This is a genomic window from Mesorhizobium sp. M1295, from assembly GCF_040318135.1.
Lineage (GTDB): Bacteria > Pseudomonadota > Alphaproteobacteria > Rhizobiales > Rhizobiaceae > Mesorhizobium.
In genome coordinates, this window is sequence record NZ_JAMYLU010000001.1 from 252,560 (window position 1) to 268,217 (window position 15,658).

General features: G+C 64.5%; 14 protein-coding genes, 1 pseudogene and 1 riboswitch. Of the genes and pseudogenes, 7 read left to right on the forward strand and 8 right to left on the reverse strand.

Annotated features, from left to right (window positions below; translation table 11 throughout):
• Positions 1-783, forward strand: a complete 783-nt coding sequence (locus NKH29_RS01195; RefSeq protein WP_023720759.1) for a cobalt-precorrin-6A reductase — start codon at positions 1-3, stop codon at positions 781-783.
• Here the strand turns inward: NKH29_RS01195 and NKH29_RS01200 are convergent.
• The 8 genes and pseudogenes from NKH29_RS01200 to NKH29_RS01235 all read right to left on the reverse strand — a co-directional run bounded on the left by NKH29_RS01200 (position 747) and on the right by NKH29_RS01235 (position 11,085).
• Entirely contained in the window at positions 747-1,511 is a 765-nt protein-coding gene (locus tag NKH29_RS01200) for a precorrin-3B C(17)-methyltransferase (RefSeq protein ID WP_023720758.1), read from the reverse strand. The two genes, NKH29_RS01195 and NKH29_RS01200, sit on opposite strands and share 37 nt — an antisense overlap.
• Positions 1,508-2,265, reverse strand: a pseudogene (locus NKH29_RS01205) (precorrin-2 C(20)-methyltransferase). The gene NKH29_RS01200 and the pseudogene NKH29_RS01205 overlap by 4 nt, the downstream one beginning before the upstream one ends.
• Positions 2,262-2,915 carry a precorrin-8X methylmutase gene (locus NKH29_RS01210; RefSeq protein WP_352998832.1) on the reverse strand — a complete coding sequence of 218 codons (654 nt, stop codon included), beginning with the start codon at positions 2,913-2,915 and terminating at the stop codon, positions 2,262-2,264. Before NKH29_RS01210 ends, NKH29_RS01205 begins: the two are co-directional and overlap by 4 nt.
• Positions 2,912-4,381 carry a precorrin-3B synthase gene (gene cobG, locus NKH29_RS01215; RefSeq protein ID WP_023720755.1) on the reverse strand — a complete coding sequence of 490 codons (1,470 nt, stop codon included), beginning with the start codon at positions 4,379-4,381 and terminating at the stop codon, positions 2,912-2,914. The genes NKH29_RS01210 and cobG overlap by 4 nt, the downstream gene beginning before the upstream one ends.
• Positions 4,378-8,112: a cobaltochelatase subunit CobN gene (locus NKH29_RS01220; RefSeq protein WP_352998834.1), complete on the reverse strand. Its 3,735-nt coding sequence runs from the start codon at positions 8,110-8,112 to the stop codon at positions 4,378-4,380. Before NKH29_RS01220 ends, cobG begins: the two co-directional genes overlap by 4 nt.
• Positions 8,113-8,130: 18 nt before the next feature.
• Positions 8,131-9,183: a cobalamin biosynthesis protein CobW gene (gene cobW, locus NKH29_RS01225; RefSeq protein WP_023720753.1), complete on the reverse strand. Its 1,053-nt coding sequence runs from the start codon at positions 9,181-9,183 to the stop codon at positions 8,131-8,133.
• Positions 9,180-9,614, reverse strand: a complete 435-nt coding sequence (locus NKH29_RS01230) for a DUF1636 family protein (RefSeq protein WP_352998836.1) — start codon at positions 9,612-9,614, stop codon at positions 9,180-9,182. The genes cobW and NKH29_RS01230 overlap by 4 nt, the downstream gene beginning before the upstream one ends.
• A gap of 38 nt (positions 9,615-9,652) precedes the next feature.
• Positions 9,653-9,856, reverse strand: a riboswitch (cobalamin riboswitch).
• 29 nt (positions 9,857-9,885) lie between these two features.
• A complete protein-coding gene (locus NKH29_RS01235; protein ID WP_023720751.1) occupies positions 9,886-11,085 on the reverse strand; it encodes a winged helix-turn-helix domain-containing protein in 1,200 nt (399 codons plus the stop codon).
• Between the two features lie 336 nt (positions 11,086-11,421).
• On the opposite strand from NKH29_RS01235, the gene NKH29_RS01240 reads away from it, so the two are divergent.
• From NKH29_RS01240 to nuoE, 6 genes are read left to right on the forward strand one after another with little or no spacing between them, the layout of a single operon-like run.
• Positions 11,422-11,787: an NADH-quinone oxidoreductase subunit A gene (locus NKH29_RS01240; RefSeq protein ID WP_023720750.1), complete on the forward strand. Its 366-nt coding sequence runs from the start codon at positions 11,422-11,424 to the stop codon at positions 11,785-11,787.
• On the forward strand, positions 11,778-12,359 hold the full coding sequence (locus NKH29_RS01245; protein ID WP_023720749.1) for a NuoB/complex I 20 kDa subunit family protein: 582 nt from the start codon (positions 11,778-11,780) through the stop codon (positions 12,357-12,359). The genes NKH29_RS01240 and NKH29_RS01245 overlap by 10 nt, the downstream gene beginning before the upstream one ends.
• Before the next feature lie 5 nt (positions 12,360-12,364).
• The gene (locus NKH29_RS01250) at positions 12,365-12,967 is read left to right on the forward strand and encodes an NADH-quinone oxidoreductase subunit C (protein ID WP_023720748.1); all 603 of its coding nucleotides are present in this window, start codon (positions 12,365-12,367) and stop codon (positions 12,965-12,967) included.
• Entirely contained in the window at positions 12,968-14,158 is a 1,191-nt protein-coding gene (locus NKH29_RS01255; RefSeq protein WP_023720747.1) for an NADH-quinone oxidoreductase subunit D, read from the forward strand.
• Entirely contained in the window at positions 14,155-14,562 is a 408-nt protein-coding gene (locus tag NKH29_RS01260; protein ID WP_023720746.1) for a hypothetical protein, read from the forward strand. Before NKH29_RS01255 ends, NKH29_RS01260 begins: the two co-directional genes overlap by 4 nt.
• A 35-nt stretch (positions 14,563-14,597) precedes the next feature.
• The gene (nuoE, locus tag NKH29_RS01265; RefSeq protein ID WP_352998838.1) at positions 14,598-15,653 is read left to right on the forward strand and encodes an NADH-quinone oxidoreductase subunit NuoE; all 1,056 of its coding nucleotides are present in this window, start codon (positions 14,598-14,600) and stop codon (positions 15,651-15,653) included.
• Positions 15,654-15,658: the final 5 nt, after the last annotated feature.

The following is a 15,658-nucleotide window of genomic DNA, read 5'->3' on the forward strand; positions in this document are numbered from 1 at the left end:
ATGACCCACCGCATTCTGATCCTCGGCGGAACCACCGAAGCCCGGCAGGTGGCCGGAATACTCTCGGTGCGCTCCGATCTCGCGATTACGCTGTCGCTGGCCGGCCGCACTGAAAACCCGGCCGCGCAAGGCGTGCCGGTGCGGGTTGGCGGCTTTGGTGGCGTCGACGGGCTGGCGTTGTATCTCCACGAGACGGACGTCGACCTGCTGATCGACGCCACGCATCCCTATGCGGCGCAGATCTCCGCCAATGCGGCGGAAGCAGCGCGCCGATCCGGCGTGCCGATCGTTGCGCTCAAGCGCCCAGGCTGGGAGCCTGCCGAAGGTGACCAGTGGACGCTGGTCGACGGTGTTACCAGCTCGGTGACGGCGCTGGGATCGGCGCAGCGCCGCGTGTTCCTGGCGCTCGGACGGCAGGAGATCACTGCCTTCGAGGCTGCACCCCAGCACCACTATCTCATCCGTAGCGTCGATCCGGTCGAACCAAGACTTACTGTGCCCGACGCGACCTATCTCTTGGCGCGCGGGCCGTTCCAGGAGCCGGACGAACACTCGCTGCTTCAAGAGCACCGCATCGATGTCGTCGTTTCCAAAAACAGCGGCGGCGAAGCGACCTACGGCAAGATCGCCGCAGCGCGGGCGCTCGGCATCGAGGTGGTCATGATCCGCAGGCCGGCGTTGCCGGACGTCACGTCGGCTGAGACGGTCGAATCTCTTGCCGCGATGGTCGATCATTTTCTGGTCGGTCATGTTCTTGGGCCCGCTGCCGACCGTGGCGTATAGACCAGCGCTGGCTTTTCACCGCGCTTGATGATCCGGGTTTCCGGTGAACCGATGATGATGCAGGTGGCCATGTCGGCATTTTGCGCATCGGCTTCCGCCAGCAAGAAAACTTCGATGCGCTCGTCGGGACGGCCGGCGGCGCGACCGAAGATCACCGGCGTGGTGCCCGGCAGGATCGCGGCAAGGCATTCGAAGGCGCGGCCGAGTTGCCAGGGGCGCGCCTTGCTGATCGGATTGTAGAGCGCGATGACGAAGCCGGCGCCGGCCGCGGCCAGCAGGCGCAGCTCGATCAAATCCCACGGCTTCAGATTGTCTGACAGCGAGATGGCGCAGAAATCATGGCCGAGCGGCGCGCCGATGCGGGCGGCGACGGCGAGCATGGCGGTGATGCCAGGCACGATGGCGATGTCGACCGCGCGCCACTCGACCGGCCCCGCCTCGATCGCCTCGCAGACGGCCGCCGCCATGGCGAAGACGCCGGGATCGCCGCCCGATACGACCGCGACATTGTGGCCTTCCGCAGCCTTCAGCAGCGCGTCCCTGGAGCGCGCTAGCTCCTCGCGATTGTCGGAAGCGACGCGAATCTGGTCGGGACGCAGATCAAGCCGGTCAAGATAAGGCTTGTAGCCGTAGAAGAATTTCGCCTCGGCGACGGCCCGGTTCGCTTCCGGCGTCACCTGGTCGGCGTTGCCAGGCCCCAGGCCGATGACGGTCAGGCGGCCGCTCATGCTTCGGCTCCCAATGCGCTTGGCCGCCCCGACCAGCCGGCGACCAGCACGATGGCGAAATAAGGCGCCTGGTCGTCCTTTTTGTCGGCAAGCCGCATCGAGACGCCGCCCGGCATGGTGCCGCGCTCGACATAGATGGCCCGCGGCAGCTTGTCGGTCGCCTCCAGCGCACGCCTGATCTTGGGCAAGTTGCGGCCGACCTTCATGATTACGGCGGCATCGGTGTCGGCGAGGCGGCGCGTCAGCTCGAATTCGCTCATGGTGCCCGGCAGCACCGTCAGCACGTCGTCGCCCTGGACGATCGGTAGGCCGGTCGCCGACCAGCAGCCGGACATGGCGGTGACGCCGGGAATGACTTCGGTCGGAAAGCGATGCGCCAGCCTGACATGCAGATGCATGTAGGAGCCGTAGAAAAGCGGGTCGCCTTCCGAGAGCACCACAACCATCCTGCCGGCGCTGAGATGCTCGGCAACCTTTTCGGCCGACTGCTCGTAGAAATCCGTGATCTGCGAGCGGTAGTCGCCATGATCCTTGTCGATCCGGTGGTCACCGGATAGAGCAGCGGCAACTCTATCAAATCAGGGCGAAAATGGGTTCCGACGATGGCACGCGCGTTGCTGTTGTTGCCGCGCTTGGCGAAATGCGCAACGACATCGGCCTCCGCCAGCGCGCGCACTGCCTTCAGCGTCAAGAGTTCTGGGTCGCCAGGACCGGTGCCAACGCCGACCAGCCGACCTCTTGCGATCGCATTCATAGGCCCGGCCTCGCCAGTGCGTTGAGTGCGGCGGCGGTCATGGCGCTGCCGCCCAGCCGGCCGCGCACGATGGCGTAAGGCACGCCATAGGAATTTTCGGCCAGCGCATCCTTCGATTCGGCGGCACCGACAAACCCGACCGGCATACCGATGATCGCCGCCGGCTTCGGCGCACCATCGCGCAGCTTTTCCAGCAGATAAAACAGGGCGGTCGGCGCATTGCCGATGGCGACGACCGAACCGGCCATGCGCTCGCCCCACAAATCGATCGCCGCGGCCGAGCGGGTGTTGCCGATTTTTCTCGCGATGTCGGCGGTCCGCGGATCGCGCAGCGTGCAGATCACTTCGTTGCCGGCCGGCAGCCGCGCGCGCGTGACGCCATCCGAGACCATCTGTGCGTCGCAGAAGATCGGCGCGCCGGCGCTCAACGCTGTGCGCGCAGCGGCGACGAAATCGCGTGAGAAAACGAAATGCCGCGCAGCCTCGACCTGGCCGCATGCATGGATCATGCGGATAGCGACGTCGGCCTCGGCTTCGGAAAAGCGCGACAGGTCGGCCTCGGCGCGGATGATGGCGAAGGAGCGCTCATAGATCGCTGTGCCATCATGAATATAGTCGTAGGTGATGGGGTTCTGGGCGGGCATGCTCATTCCTGTCGGTAAGCTTTGACGACGCCGGCCGTGCCAAGCCTTGCAAGGCAGGCGGCGGCAGTCTGGCCTCGAAGTCGTTTTCTGCGGATTGCCGCTGCAATGCCGCCGATGCCGCGCGAGGCGTCATCGCCCGGCCTGTATCCGGCAGGAAACATCTTAGCCGTCCCGTCCACGACAAGTCCGGCTCCGTTTTCGCTACCGACCAATGTCAGCGCCGCCGGACCGGGATGGGCGCAGCCCTTGGCGCAGCCGGAGATGTGCAGCGTCAAGGAAGAATCGAAGATGTCGCGGTTTTCCACGGCGATGGTCTCGGCGATTTCGCGCGTCGCGATGCGGCCGGAGGCACAGGCGGGAGCACCCGGGCAAGCGGCGATCCTGGTGCGCGGGTCGGCGGCGTCGGTGACGAAGCCGAGGGTTGCGGCGGCTTGGTGGAGCGGCGGGCAGGCCGCTGGCGCGAGGCCGAGGAAAACCAGCGCGCGGCCCGGCGCCAGGCGGATTTCGGTGGCGCCAAGGGCCAGCGCGCTCTGCGCGAGAGCGATGATCTGGTTCGCCGGCATGCTGCCGAAGGGTAGGCCGATGCCGAGGGCGGTTCCGGCTGCAGCCAAGTCGAAAACTCCGATGGGCCGGCGATCCTTCGCGCCCCCCTCTGTCCTGCCGGACATCTCCCCCACTTGGGGGGAGATCGGCAGCTTCGCCGGTGGCTCACTCTTAGCATGCTTATCGATTGGCGAAAGCTGAGATGAGGGCGCAATCTCCCCCCAAGTGGGGGAGATGTCCGGCAGGACAGAGGGGGGCGCGAAGGATCGCCAATTTGCCAGAGATCTCAGCTGTCTTTCTGTCAAATCCCGCGCATGGGCATCGCGCCCCTTTTCGGCAACCATCCTTAGGATCGCAACGGCGATGTCGCAGGCCGCATCTTCCTCGGCCATGACGAGTAGCGTCGCAGTCTGACCGCCGCCGGCGATAGCCACCTGCCATTGCGTCCCCGCATCGGTCCGCACCGCAGCCAGCCTGGCATCGGCCGTCACTGCATCCAAGGTCAGCTGTCCGCCACCGTCGACAATCACCGAGACCTTCGGGCCAAGACGCTGCGTGACGCCGGCGTCCTCGATTGCCGCCCGAATCCGCTCCGCTAGCGGGCGCGGATCGGCGATTTCCTGCGGGTCGAGCCCGGCCAGCGGACCAGTCTCGACCGGCACGCCGGTGCGAACGGCAACACCCAGCGCATCGACCTCCATCGCCAGCAGCCGGGCGCTTTCGGGCGTCAGGCCGCGTATCTGCAAGCTGCCGCGGGCGGTCACTTCCATAATGCCGTTGCCGTGGCGCAGGGCGGATTCGCAGAGTCCGATCAACGACTTCGGCAACAGTCCTCCAGCGACCGGATTGAGCCGCACCAGCAGCCCGTCGCCGGTTTGCATCGGTGCCGACAAAGCAGGGCAGGCGCTGCGTCGGGAGAAAGCGTTCATGCCGCCACCCCAAGCGCCTGGGCTTCGGCAATCAGTGCGGCGAGATCGTCATCGATCGAATTGCGCAGCGGATGCCACAGACCGCGCCGTCGTGCCGACATGAAACGTTCGGCCATGACCTTCGCCGCCGACGGGTTCTCGCGCAGGATGAAGGCGCGGACAACGGGGTCGCCGAGATAGGCGTCGTGCACGGCCTCGATCAGCGCGCCAGATATGGCATGAGTGGTCTCGGCAAAGCCGACAAGCCGGTCGACCGTCTCGGCGAATTCCGAGGCGCCGCGCGGCCCGTGGCGCATCTGGCCGGCAATGAAGCGCGGATTGACGGCGCGTGCCCGTACGACGCGGGATACGGCGTCCCCAACCGAGCGTGGCTTGGGCTTTTGCGGATCCGTGGTGTCGAGCACGATCACGTCAGCGTTTTTGCCGAGCGCGGCAAGCGCTGCCGAAAAGCCGCCGATAAAGGCGACGTCGGCCGAGCCTTCGAGGATGTCGCGGCCGGGATCGTCGCCGGTATGAACCAGAAGGTCGGCCTCAGCGATGCGGCCCTCAAAAGCGCCGGGCGCCGAAATGCCTTCGCCCTCGGCGCCGCCATAGGCATGCGAGGTGGCGGCGAGATAGGCGCGGCCGATCTCTTCGCGCGCGGCCCAGTCGCCGCTTGATAGCAAGTCCTCGATGCCGGCGCCGTAAGTGCCGGGCGAGGTGCCGAATATGCGCGGGCTGATCTTGCCGTCTGCACGGGTTCTCGCCGCCAGCGGGTTTTCCGAATCGTCCTCGTCGCGGGTCGCGACGGCGTTGGCGGCGGCATCGATCAGCGCGATCTGGGTTGGGAACATGTCGCGGAACAGGCCGGATATGCGCCAGGTGACGTCGACGCGCGGGCGGCCGAGCGTTGCCGGCGGCAGCACCTCGATGCCGGTGATGCGGCCGGTGGCGGAATCCCATTGCGGCCGGCAGCCCATCAGCGCCAGGCCTTGCGCGATCTCCTCACCGCCGGTGCGCAGCGAGGCCGAGCCCCAGAGGTCGATGACCAGCGAGCGCGGCCAGTCGCCATGCGATTGCATGTAGCTGCGGACGACTTCTTCCGCTGCCACCTTGCCCAGATCATAGGCGGTCGGCGTCGGCATGGTGCGTGGGTCGGCGGTAAACAAATTGCGGCCGGTGGGCAGCACATCGCGCCGGCCACGCGCCGGTGCACCGGCCGGACCGGCGGCGACATGGCGGCCGTCGAGGGCCGCGATGAGTGCTACTTTCTCGGCTGCCGCACTCTGCTCGCGCAAAGGATCGGTTTCGCCCTCAGGCGAGCGACCGTAGATATGCAGGCCGTCCTTGATGGCGAAATCCTTGAGATCGCAGAGCCAGGCGTCGATGCGGCGCAAGGCTTCGTCGGCTGCGTCGGTCCTGGCGACGCCGGCCTCTGAGGCGAGGCCGGTCTTTTCCGCAGTCTCGACGATCAGCTTCGCCAGGCGGTCGCGGCGGCGGCGGTCGAGCCCGTCGGCCTGGGCATATTCGTCAACCAGTCGCTCGAGTTTATGCTGCTCTTCGTCCAGCCCGGCGCCGGTCAGCGGCGGCGGCAGATGGCCAAGCGTGACGGCGGCAATGCGTCGCTTGGCTTGTGCTGCCTCGCCGGGGTTGGAGACGATGAAAGGATAAATGACGGGCAGGGGGCCGGTGACGATTTCGGGAAAGCAGTTTTCGCTGAGCGCCACGGTCTTGCCGGGCAGCCACTCCAGCGTGCCGTGGGCGCCGACATGGATAATTGCATGGATGCCGAGCGACTTACGCAGCCACAAGCCAAAGGCGATCAGTGCATGGCGCGGCGGCAGTGTCGGGTCGTGATAGTCGGCGCGGCGGTCGGCTGAGCGCCCGCGATCAGGGGCGAGGGCTACGGTGATATTGCCGAAGGTGGCGGCGCGGAAGGGGAATTTTGCGGTGGTGGGCGCTTGGACACCCCCCTCTGCCCTGCCCGACATCTCCCCTTCAAGGGGGGAGATTGGCAGTTCGGCTGCCGGCTCTCCCTTAACGCCCTTGGTAGTTGGCGAAAGCAGAGACAACAGCGCAATCTCCCCCCTCGAAGGGGAGATGTCCGGCAGCACACAGGGGGGTGCCTCGCGCGAACCTGTCTCATCATCCGTATTCCCCCATGCGGCCTCCACCGCAGCGATGGCCGCCGGCGGCAATTCCTTCGAGAAGGTCAGATAATCCTGCAAAGCCAGTCCCTGGTCGGCTGGCTCCAGCACCTCCAGCAACTGACGCGGCGTTTGCGGAATCCCTTCAACGGCGTAGCCCTGTTCGCTCAGGTCGTGCAGCATCGCCAGCACGCTGGACGGCACGTCGAGACCGACGGCATAGCCGGTGCGGCCGGGCGCGCTCGGATAGTCGGGGATCAGGATGGCGAGCTTGCGCTCCGCACGCGGCGTCCGCTGCAGACGCACGAAGGCCTCGATACGGTTCGCGACCTGCGCCACGCGGTCAGGCTCTGGCCGGTTGGCGAAGGCGCGGAAGGCCAATGCCGGATCGATCTCGCTTTCGCTCTTGAAGGAAATGGCGCCGGCCAGGATGCGGCCGTCGAGCTCGGGCAGGACGACATGCATGGCAAGGTCGGCGGGCGCCAGGCCGCGCTGGTTGTTCTGCCAGATGTCGCGGCGGGTGGTCGCGACGACGACCTGGAACACCGGCACTCCGGCGCGGTCGAACAGCGTCTCGACGCCGGGTTCGGCGCCCGAGGCGAAAGCTGTGGCGGTGATGATGGCGGCAGGGTTCAGCGCGGCAAACGCGGTTTCGACAAAGGCGAGCGATGCCGCGTCCTTGAGGCTGGAGACGAAGATGGGGACCGGCGCTATGCCACGCTGCCCGAGCGCCTCGACAAGCGCATCGATGGGCGCGACATCGGCGGCGAGCAGCATCGAGCGGTAGAACAGGATGGGGATGATGGGGGCGGGTTCGGCGGACGGTAGGTTTAGGCTGCGTTCCGTCGCGCCCCCCTCTGTCCTGCCGGACATCTCCCCCACAAGGGGGGAGATCGCCTGGTCATCGTCGCCTTCGTCAATGTTCGATGTTGCAGAAGTCGCGAGACGGTCAGTGACAGCCGATCTCCCCCCTTGTGGGGGAGATGTCCGGCAGGACAGAGGGGGGCGCGAAGGAATGCCGACGCTTGATAAGTCCATTCTTTCTATAACGCCGCGTCCCGGCTCGTAAAATCCCGCCTTTGGCACGCTGACAGGTTCAGCGACCGCCGCACCCGATCCGGCGAGACTTGCCAACCTCTGCACCAGCGCCGTCATATTCGCCGGGCCACCTTCGCGGAAATAGTCGAGCAGACCATCAAGTTCCTGGCGCGGCAGCGTCGAGCCTTCGATCAGCCGCAAATCCTCGTCGTGGCTCTCGCCCGGTAGGAGCGCCAGCTTAATACCGCGATTTCGCGCGACAACGGCAAGCTGGTCGCAGCCGTAGCGCCACCAGTCGTAACCGCCGAGGATGCGGACCAGGACGACCTTGGCGTGGCGGGCGACGCTGTCGATCCAGAGGTCGACGGACATCGGGTGGCGCAGGTCGCGCAAGGCGGCGAGCCGCATTGACGGCAGGCGGTCCGCATCTGCCTTCCACGCCGCCGCCAGCCCGGCGAGGTCGCTGTCGGTGAAGGACAGCGCCACGACATCCGCAGGCGTTTGCCTGAGATCGACAGGCTCGGCGAGATCGTCGAGCGAGGCGGATGTGGTGGTGAGGATGTGCATCGCGGCTCGTACCTGGGATCAGCCGGCGAGGATACGCTCGATCGCCGGGCGGTTCAGCCCTTTCAGGCCGATGACGACGAGGCGCGAGCGGCGATCGTCTTCAGCGGTCCAGGCGCGGTCGTAATAGTGGTTGACGCGCGGACCGACGGCCTGCAGCAAGAGCCGCATCGGCTTGCCGCCGACGTCGACGAAACCCTTGACGCGCAATACGTTTTCTTCCTCCGCCGCCGTGGCGACGCGTTGTGCCAGCTCGTCCGGGTCGGACACCGACGCAATGTCGATGACGAACGAGTCAAAGTCGTCATGTTCGTGGTCGAGCTCGTCGTCGTGATGGGTCTTGCGGTTCTCGATGTCGTCCTCGACGGCGAGACCAAGGCCGAGCAGCACCGACGGATCGACCTTGCCTTGCGAGGTCGGCACGATCTTCACCGCCCGCGCAACATGCTTGCCGATGACGGCATTGGCGCGCGCCGCGCCGGCTGCGTCCAGCAGGTCGCTCTTCGACAGGATGATCAGGTCGGCACAAGCGAGCTGGTCTTCGAACACCTCCTCGACAGGATCGTCATGGTCGAGCGTCTCGTCCTGCGCGCGCTGCGCCTGCAGGGCGTCCATGTCGTTGGCAACGCGGCCATCAGCCAGCGCCGGCCCGTCGACGACGGCGATGACGCCATCGACCGTGACGCGGCTTTTCACCGACGGCCACTGGAAGGCCTGGACCAGCGGCTTGGGCAGGGCCAGCCCGGACGTCTCGATCAGGATGTGGTCGACCTTCGGCGTCAGCGACAGGATCTGGTCGAGCGCGGGGACAAAGTCGTCGGCGACAGTGCAGCAGATGCAGCCATTGGCCAGCTCGACGATGTTTTCCTCGGGGCAAGTGTCGATGCCGCAGCCCTTCAGGATCTCGCCGTCGATGCCGATATCGCCGAACTCGTTGACGATGATGGCCAGGCGCTTGCCTTTGGCGTTTTCGAGCAAATGGCGGATCAGCGTCGTCTTGCCGGCGCCGAGAAAGCCGGTGACGACGGTGCAGGGGACGCGCGAAACGTTGGCGGCCGAATCTGGGGAAGTCATATCAAGTCCTTCAAAAGGTCGAGGGGAGGGATGCGGGCAACCAAGCCGCGCTTCAGGCAATCGGGACGGCCGCGCCACGGAATGAGGCCGTCCGTCGAAGTAGCGAACAGCTTTGCCCCCGTCACCAGATCGGTGCCGCTGGTCGTGGTCAGGTCGCCGAAGACATAGCTCCAGCAGCCGTCGCGCAGCATCGCGGCGCTGAGCCGGCGCTTGCAATTGCCGAGGCATTCGACGGTGCGGATTTTAATGTTTTCGCTGGAAGCGGCGCGGCGCGTGTGCTCGGCGAGCAGTTCGCCGGCGCGGGGATAAGCGTCCGAACCGGTCTCGTCACGGCAGGACGAGCAGACGATGACGGTAACGCCGGCCGGGGAATCACCATAGCCGGACAATAAATCCGCTGTCTCAGCCGGAAAACTGCTGTCGCGTTCCAAATCAGGCTCCTTGCCCGGAAAACCCGCCAGGCGATCGGATTCTTATGTCCTAGACGGCAGGTCTCCTGGCTCGCGGGTCATCGCCTGGGTGCCGCCTTCCCGGGAATATCCCAGTGGTTTTCGGCCTTGGCTCGTCGCTTACAGTTGCGGGGACAGCCGCGGATTTGAAATCGAGATTTCGCACCGCATTCCCTCTTGGCCCTTGCCGTTGCGGGCAGGGGACCGTCTGGAACGGATTTAGGCTTGTGAAGGCAGTCGTGTCAACGCACGTCTATGACGCGGCGATATCTGCGAGCGGCTGGCCGAGGTCGCCGGCAGCCGTCACCTCGATGCGCTCGAGCCCGAGCCAACCCTGCATCTGCTTCAATTCCTCGAAAAGGGCGGCGGCAGTTTGCGGCGGGGCGCCGGGCTCCGAATAGGCGGCATGGACGCGCAATACGCCGGCCGGGCGGTCGGCCCTGAGGTCGACGCGCCCGACGATGCTGTCGCCGAGCAGGAACGGCAGCACATAATAGCCATACTGGCGCTTTTCGGCCGGCGTGTAGATCTCGATGCGGTAGTGGAAGTCGAACAACCGCTCGGTGCGCGACCGCTCGAAGACGACGGGATCGAACGGCGCAAGCAAGGCGCGCGCCTCGATCCTGCGCGGCAAACGGGCGTCCTTGTGGAGATAGGCTGTTTTGCTCCAGCCTTCGACGCTCACCGGCAACAGGTCGCCAGCCTCGACCAGTTCCTCGATGCGGCCCTTGATGTCGGCGGGCGAGAGGCGGAAATAGTCGCGCAGATCGCCCGCCGTGGCGACGCCATGGGCGCGGGCGGAGATGCGCAGCAGTTCGCGGTGGGCGTCCGCGGGGGACGGAACTGGCAAAGCGAGTACCGTTGGCGGCAGCACGCGCTCCGGCAGATCGTAGAACCGCTCGAAACCACGCCGGTGCGCCGTGGTGATGCGGCCCGCCCAGAACAGCCATTCGAAGGCATGCTTGGCATGGCTCCAGCCCCACCAGCCGCCCGAGCCCTTCTGGCCTTCGAAAGCCGACGCCGCGATCGGGCCTCGTTCAGCGACCTCGCGATAGATGTCCTCAATGTAGGCGGCGTGCTCGCGGCCCCATTTTGCCAGTCCGCTGTACATTTCCTCGCCGCGCTCGGCCCGCCGCATGCGCCAGCGCATCAGCGGATAGGTCTCGACGGGCAGGAACGAGGCTTCATGCGCCCAATATTCGAAGACCATGCGCTTGCGTGTCACCGCGGCGTCGTCGAGCAGCGCCAGCTTGTAGGGGCCAAGCCGCGAATAGAGCGGCATATAATGGGCGCGAACCACGGCGCTGACGGAATCGATCTGCAGCAGGCCGGTACGTGCAAGCACCCGGGCCAGATGCCGGCGGTCAGGCGTGCCGCTGGGGCGCGGGTCATTGAATCCCTGTGCCGCAAGCGCAATGCGACGGGCCAGGGCAAGCGAGATTTTTTCCTTCATGAAGGCGGTATCCGGACGATGTTAGACAGAGAAAATGACCTGCGATTCCGCCCCATGCTAGCAAGGTTTTGGCGGCATCTATGTCAGGAGAGAAAAGTGGAGCGAAAAGTGAAGGAAATCAAACAGGAGCGGATCGGACCAGTTTTCCCGGATATGCCGTCCAGCACCGCGATTTGAACAAGGTTTGACTTGCTTCGCCGAAAGCGCTGCGCTAACCCTCGCCGCGTTGCAGCATAGAGCCCCCTTAAAACGGTTCAGTGGTTAATCTGTCACGCTTCCGCAAGTGGGTCCGGTGCTGTAATCAGAGTGGATTGGCCGCCAACGGAAAACTGCAGCATGAACGCACTTTTAGGTTCGTACCTGCCCATCGTCCTGTTCATCGGCGTGGCGCTGGTCGTCGGCCTGGCGCTGCTCGCCGCACCGTTCCTGGTGGCTTACCGCAACCCCGATCCGGAAAAGCTTTCCGCCTATGAGTGCGGCTTCAACTCGTTCGACGACGCCCGCATGAAGTTCGACATCCGCTTCTACCTGGTGTCGATCCTGTTCATCATCTTCGATCTGGAGGTGGCCTTCCTGTTTCCTTGGGCAGTGTCGTTCAGTCAGATCGGCATGCTCGGTTTCTGGTCGATGATGGTGTTTTTGGCGGTGCTGACCATCGGCTTTGCCTATGAATGGAAAAAAGGAGCGCTGGAATGGGATTGAACGACAGTTCCGGCACGCTCGTCGCGCCGAAGCCCAAGGGCCTCATCGACCCCAACACCGGCAGACCGGTGGGGGAGGATGATCCGTTCTTCCTGGAGATCAACAACGAACTCGCCGACAAGGGTTTTCTCGTCACTTCGACCGAGGCGCTGATCACCTGGGCGCGCAGCGGCTCGTTGATGTTCATGACCTTTGGCCTCGCCTGCTGCGCCGTCGAGATGATCCACACCTCGATGCCACGCTACGACAGCGAGCGTTTCGGTGTCGCGCCGCGCGCGTCTCCGCGCCAGTCCGACATCATGATCGTCGCCGGCACGCTGACCAACAAGATGGCGCCGGCGCTGCGCAAGGTCTACGACCAGATGCCGGAGCCGCGCTACGTCATCTCGATGGGCTCCTGTGCCAATGGCGGCGGCTATTATCATTATTCCTATTCGGTGGTGCGCGGCTGCGACCGCATCGTGCCGGTCGACATCTACGTGCCCGGCTGCCCACCGAGCGCTGAAGCGCTGCTCTACGGCATCCTTCTGCTGCAGAAGAAGATCCGCCGCACCGGCACGATCGAACGGTGAGCGGCATGACCCAGGCGTTGAATGACCTCTCGACCTATCTTGGCGAGAAGCTGACCGGCCGGATCGGCGAAGCGGTGCTCGCCTATGGCGAACTCACTATCTCGGTCGAGCCGCGCGACCTGATCGAGGTGGTGACCTTCCTGCGCGACGACCCGAAATGCCAGTTCATTTCGATCATCGACGTTTGCGGCGCAGATTATCCGTCGCGGGCAAAGCGCTTCGACGTGGTCTATCACCTGCTGTCGCCGAGGCAGAATATCCGCATCCGCATCAAGGTCCAGGCCGACGAAGAGACGCTGGTGCCGTCGATCACCGGCATATATCCCGGCGCGGACTGGTTCGAGCGCGAGACCTACGACCTCTATGGCGTGCTGTTTTCGGGCCATCCCGATCTGCGCCGGATCCTGACCGACTACGGCTTCGAGGGCCATCCGCTGCGCAAGGACTTTCCGCTGACCGGCTTCGTCGAGGTGCGCTACGACGACGAAGCCAAGCGCGTCATCTACGAGCCGGTCGAGCTCAAGCAGGAATTCCGCAATTTCGATTTTCTGTCTCCGTGGGAAGGTACGGATTACGTGCTTCCGGGAGATGAGAAGGCAAAGCAGTAAATGGCTGAAACCTCCGTTCGCAACTTCAATATCAATTTCGGCCCGCAACACCCTGCTGCGCATGGCGTTTTGCGCCTTGTGCTGGAGCTTGACGGAGAAGTCGTCGATCGCGTCGATCCGCATATCGGGCTTTTGCATCGCGGCACGGAAAAGCTGATCGAGCACAAGACTTATCTGCAGGCCGTGCCCTATCTCGACCGGCTCGACTATTGCGCGCCGATGAACCAGGAGCATGCCTTTGCGCTCGCCGCCGAGCGGCTGCTCGGTATCGAGGTGCCGAAGCGCGGGCAGCTTATTCGAGTTCTCTACTCCGAGATCGGCCGCATTATGTCGCACATCCTCAATGTGACGACGCAGGCGATGGATGTCGGCGCGCTGACGCCGCCGCTCTGGGGTTTTGTCGAGCGCGAAAAGCTGATGGTGTTCTATGAGCGCGCCTCGGGCTCGCGCATGCACGCGGCCTATTTCCGGCCGGGCGGCGTCCACCAGGACCTGCCGCAGAAGCTGATCGAGGACATCGGCAAGTGGATCGACCCGTTCCTGAAGTCGGTCGACGACCTCGACGCGCTTTTGACCGGCAACCGCATCTTCAAGCAGCGCAATGTCGACATCGCTACCGTCTCCCTGGCCGACGCTTGGGCCTGGGGCTTTTCCGGCGTCATGGTGCGCGGCTCGGGTGCGCCGTGGGATCTGCGCAAATCGCAGCCCTACGAATGCTATGCCGAGCTGGACTTCGACATTCCGATCGGCAAGAACGGCGACTGCTTCGACCGTTATCTGGTGCGTATGGAAGAGATGCGGCAGTCGGCGAAAATCATGCGCCAGTGCGTCGACCTGTTGCTCGGTAAGGAGGGCAGCGGGCCGGTGTCTAACCTCGACGGCAAGGTGGTGCCGCCGAAGCGCGCGGCGATGAAGCGCTCGATGGAAGCGCTGATCCATCACTTCAAGCTCTACACCGAAGGCTACCGCGTACCGGCCGGCGAGGTCTATGCCGCGGTCGAGGCGCCGAAGGGCGAGTTCGGTGTCTATCTCGTCTCCGACGGCACCAACAAGCCCTACCGCTGCAAGCTGCGCGCCCCCGGCTTTGCGCATCTGCAAGCGATGGACTTTTTGTGCCGCGGCCACATGTTGGCCGACGTCACCGCCGTTCTCGGCTCCCTCGACATCGTGTTTGGTGAGGTCGATCGGTGAATCGCATTCTGAGCCTCACGTTAATCGTCATTGCTGTCGCAATGCACCCTGCATATGCAATCGAGTGCGGAGCGTCTATCGATGCTTCCGATCTTGTGAAGCAGCACTTCAAGCTGAGCTACGTCACGCTTGGCATGCAAGAAAGTGCGACAGCAGAATCCGCCGATGTCGATGCTTTCTATTTCAAGAGAGATACATGCGAGTGTAGCGTCGCAGCGCCGGATGGCGCGAGTTTCTCTAAGGCGGAGGTATCGGCAGCCGCTTCCGGCAAAACAGGGTTCGCGCGGCTTGTTGCTCGCTTGGCTGGTAAATCCGGCGTTTGCCCGCCTGTCATGACAAATTCGCCGACTTTCCAATGTTTCGACGGTACGGCGAAACTTTGTAAGGAGGCCGCAGCAAGATGACGAACCTATACGTCTTTGGTGAGGTCGATCGCTAAATGTCAGTCCGCCGTCTCGCAGAAGCCAGCCTCCAGCCAGCCTCCTTCGCCTTCAACCGGGCGAATGCGGCAGCGGCGAAGCAGTGGATCAAGAAATATCCGAAGGGGCGCGAGCAATCCGCGATCATCCCCTTGCTGATGCTGGCGCAGGAGCAGGAAGGCTGGGTGACCAAGGCGGCGATCGAGACGATCTCCGACATGCTCGGCATGCCCTATATTCGCGGGCTAGAAGTCGCCACCTTCTATACGCAATACCAGCTCAATCCGGTCGGCACCCGCGCGCATGTCCAGGTCTGCGGCACCACGCCCTGCATGCTGCGCGGCTCGGAATCGCTGATGGATGTGTGCCGCTCGAAGATCCATCACGACCAGTTCCACACCAACGACAAGGGCACGCTGTCGTGGGAGGAGGTCGAATGCCTCGGCGCCTGCGTCAACGCACCGATGGTTATGGTCTTCAAGGACACATACGAGGATTTGACGCCGGAGCGGCTTGCCGAGATCATCGACCTCTATGACGCCGGCAAGGGTGCTTCGGTGACGCCAGGACCGCAAAATGGCCGCGTCACCTCAGAGCCGGCCAGTGGCCTGACGACCCTCAAGAGTGAAAAGGCGATCCTCAAGGTAACCCGCGACCGGGAAACCAAGGCGGCGACCAAGGCGGGGCCGGCGGCTGCCGCCGCAGCACCAGTTCCGTCTGCGGCTTCGACCGCGCCTGCACCGGCGCCGGTTGCGCCCTCGAATGCCAGCAAGCCGAAGACCGACGCGGTCGAGACCAGCCCGGCGCTGAAATCGCCGTCGGTGACAAAAGTCGCGCCCGCGGCGGAAAAGGCGGCGAGCGTTGCAGCGCCGCTGCATTCGGCCGCCAATGCCAACAAGGCCGAGCCGCAGGTCGAGGACGTCTCGAAACAGCGCAAAGGCCCCAAGAACAAGGCCGAGCCGGCGTCTGCTTTCAAAGCGCCGGAGGCCAAGGTTAAACCGGCGAAGACTGCCGCCAAGGCGGCCACGCCGTCGCCCGGAAACAAAAGCCGGCCGACCGGCAAGAAGCCGGTCTGAGGAAC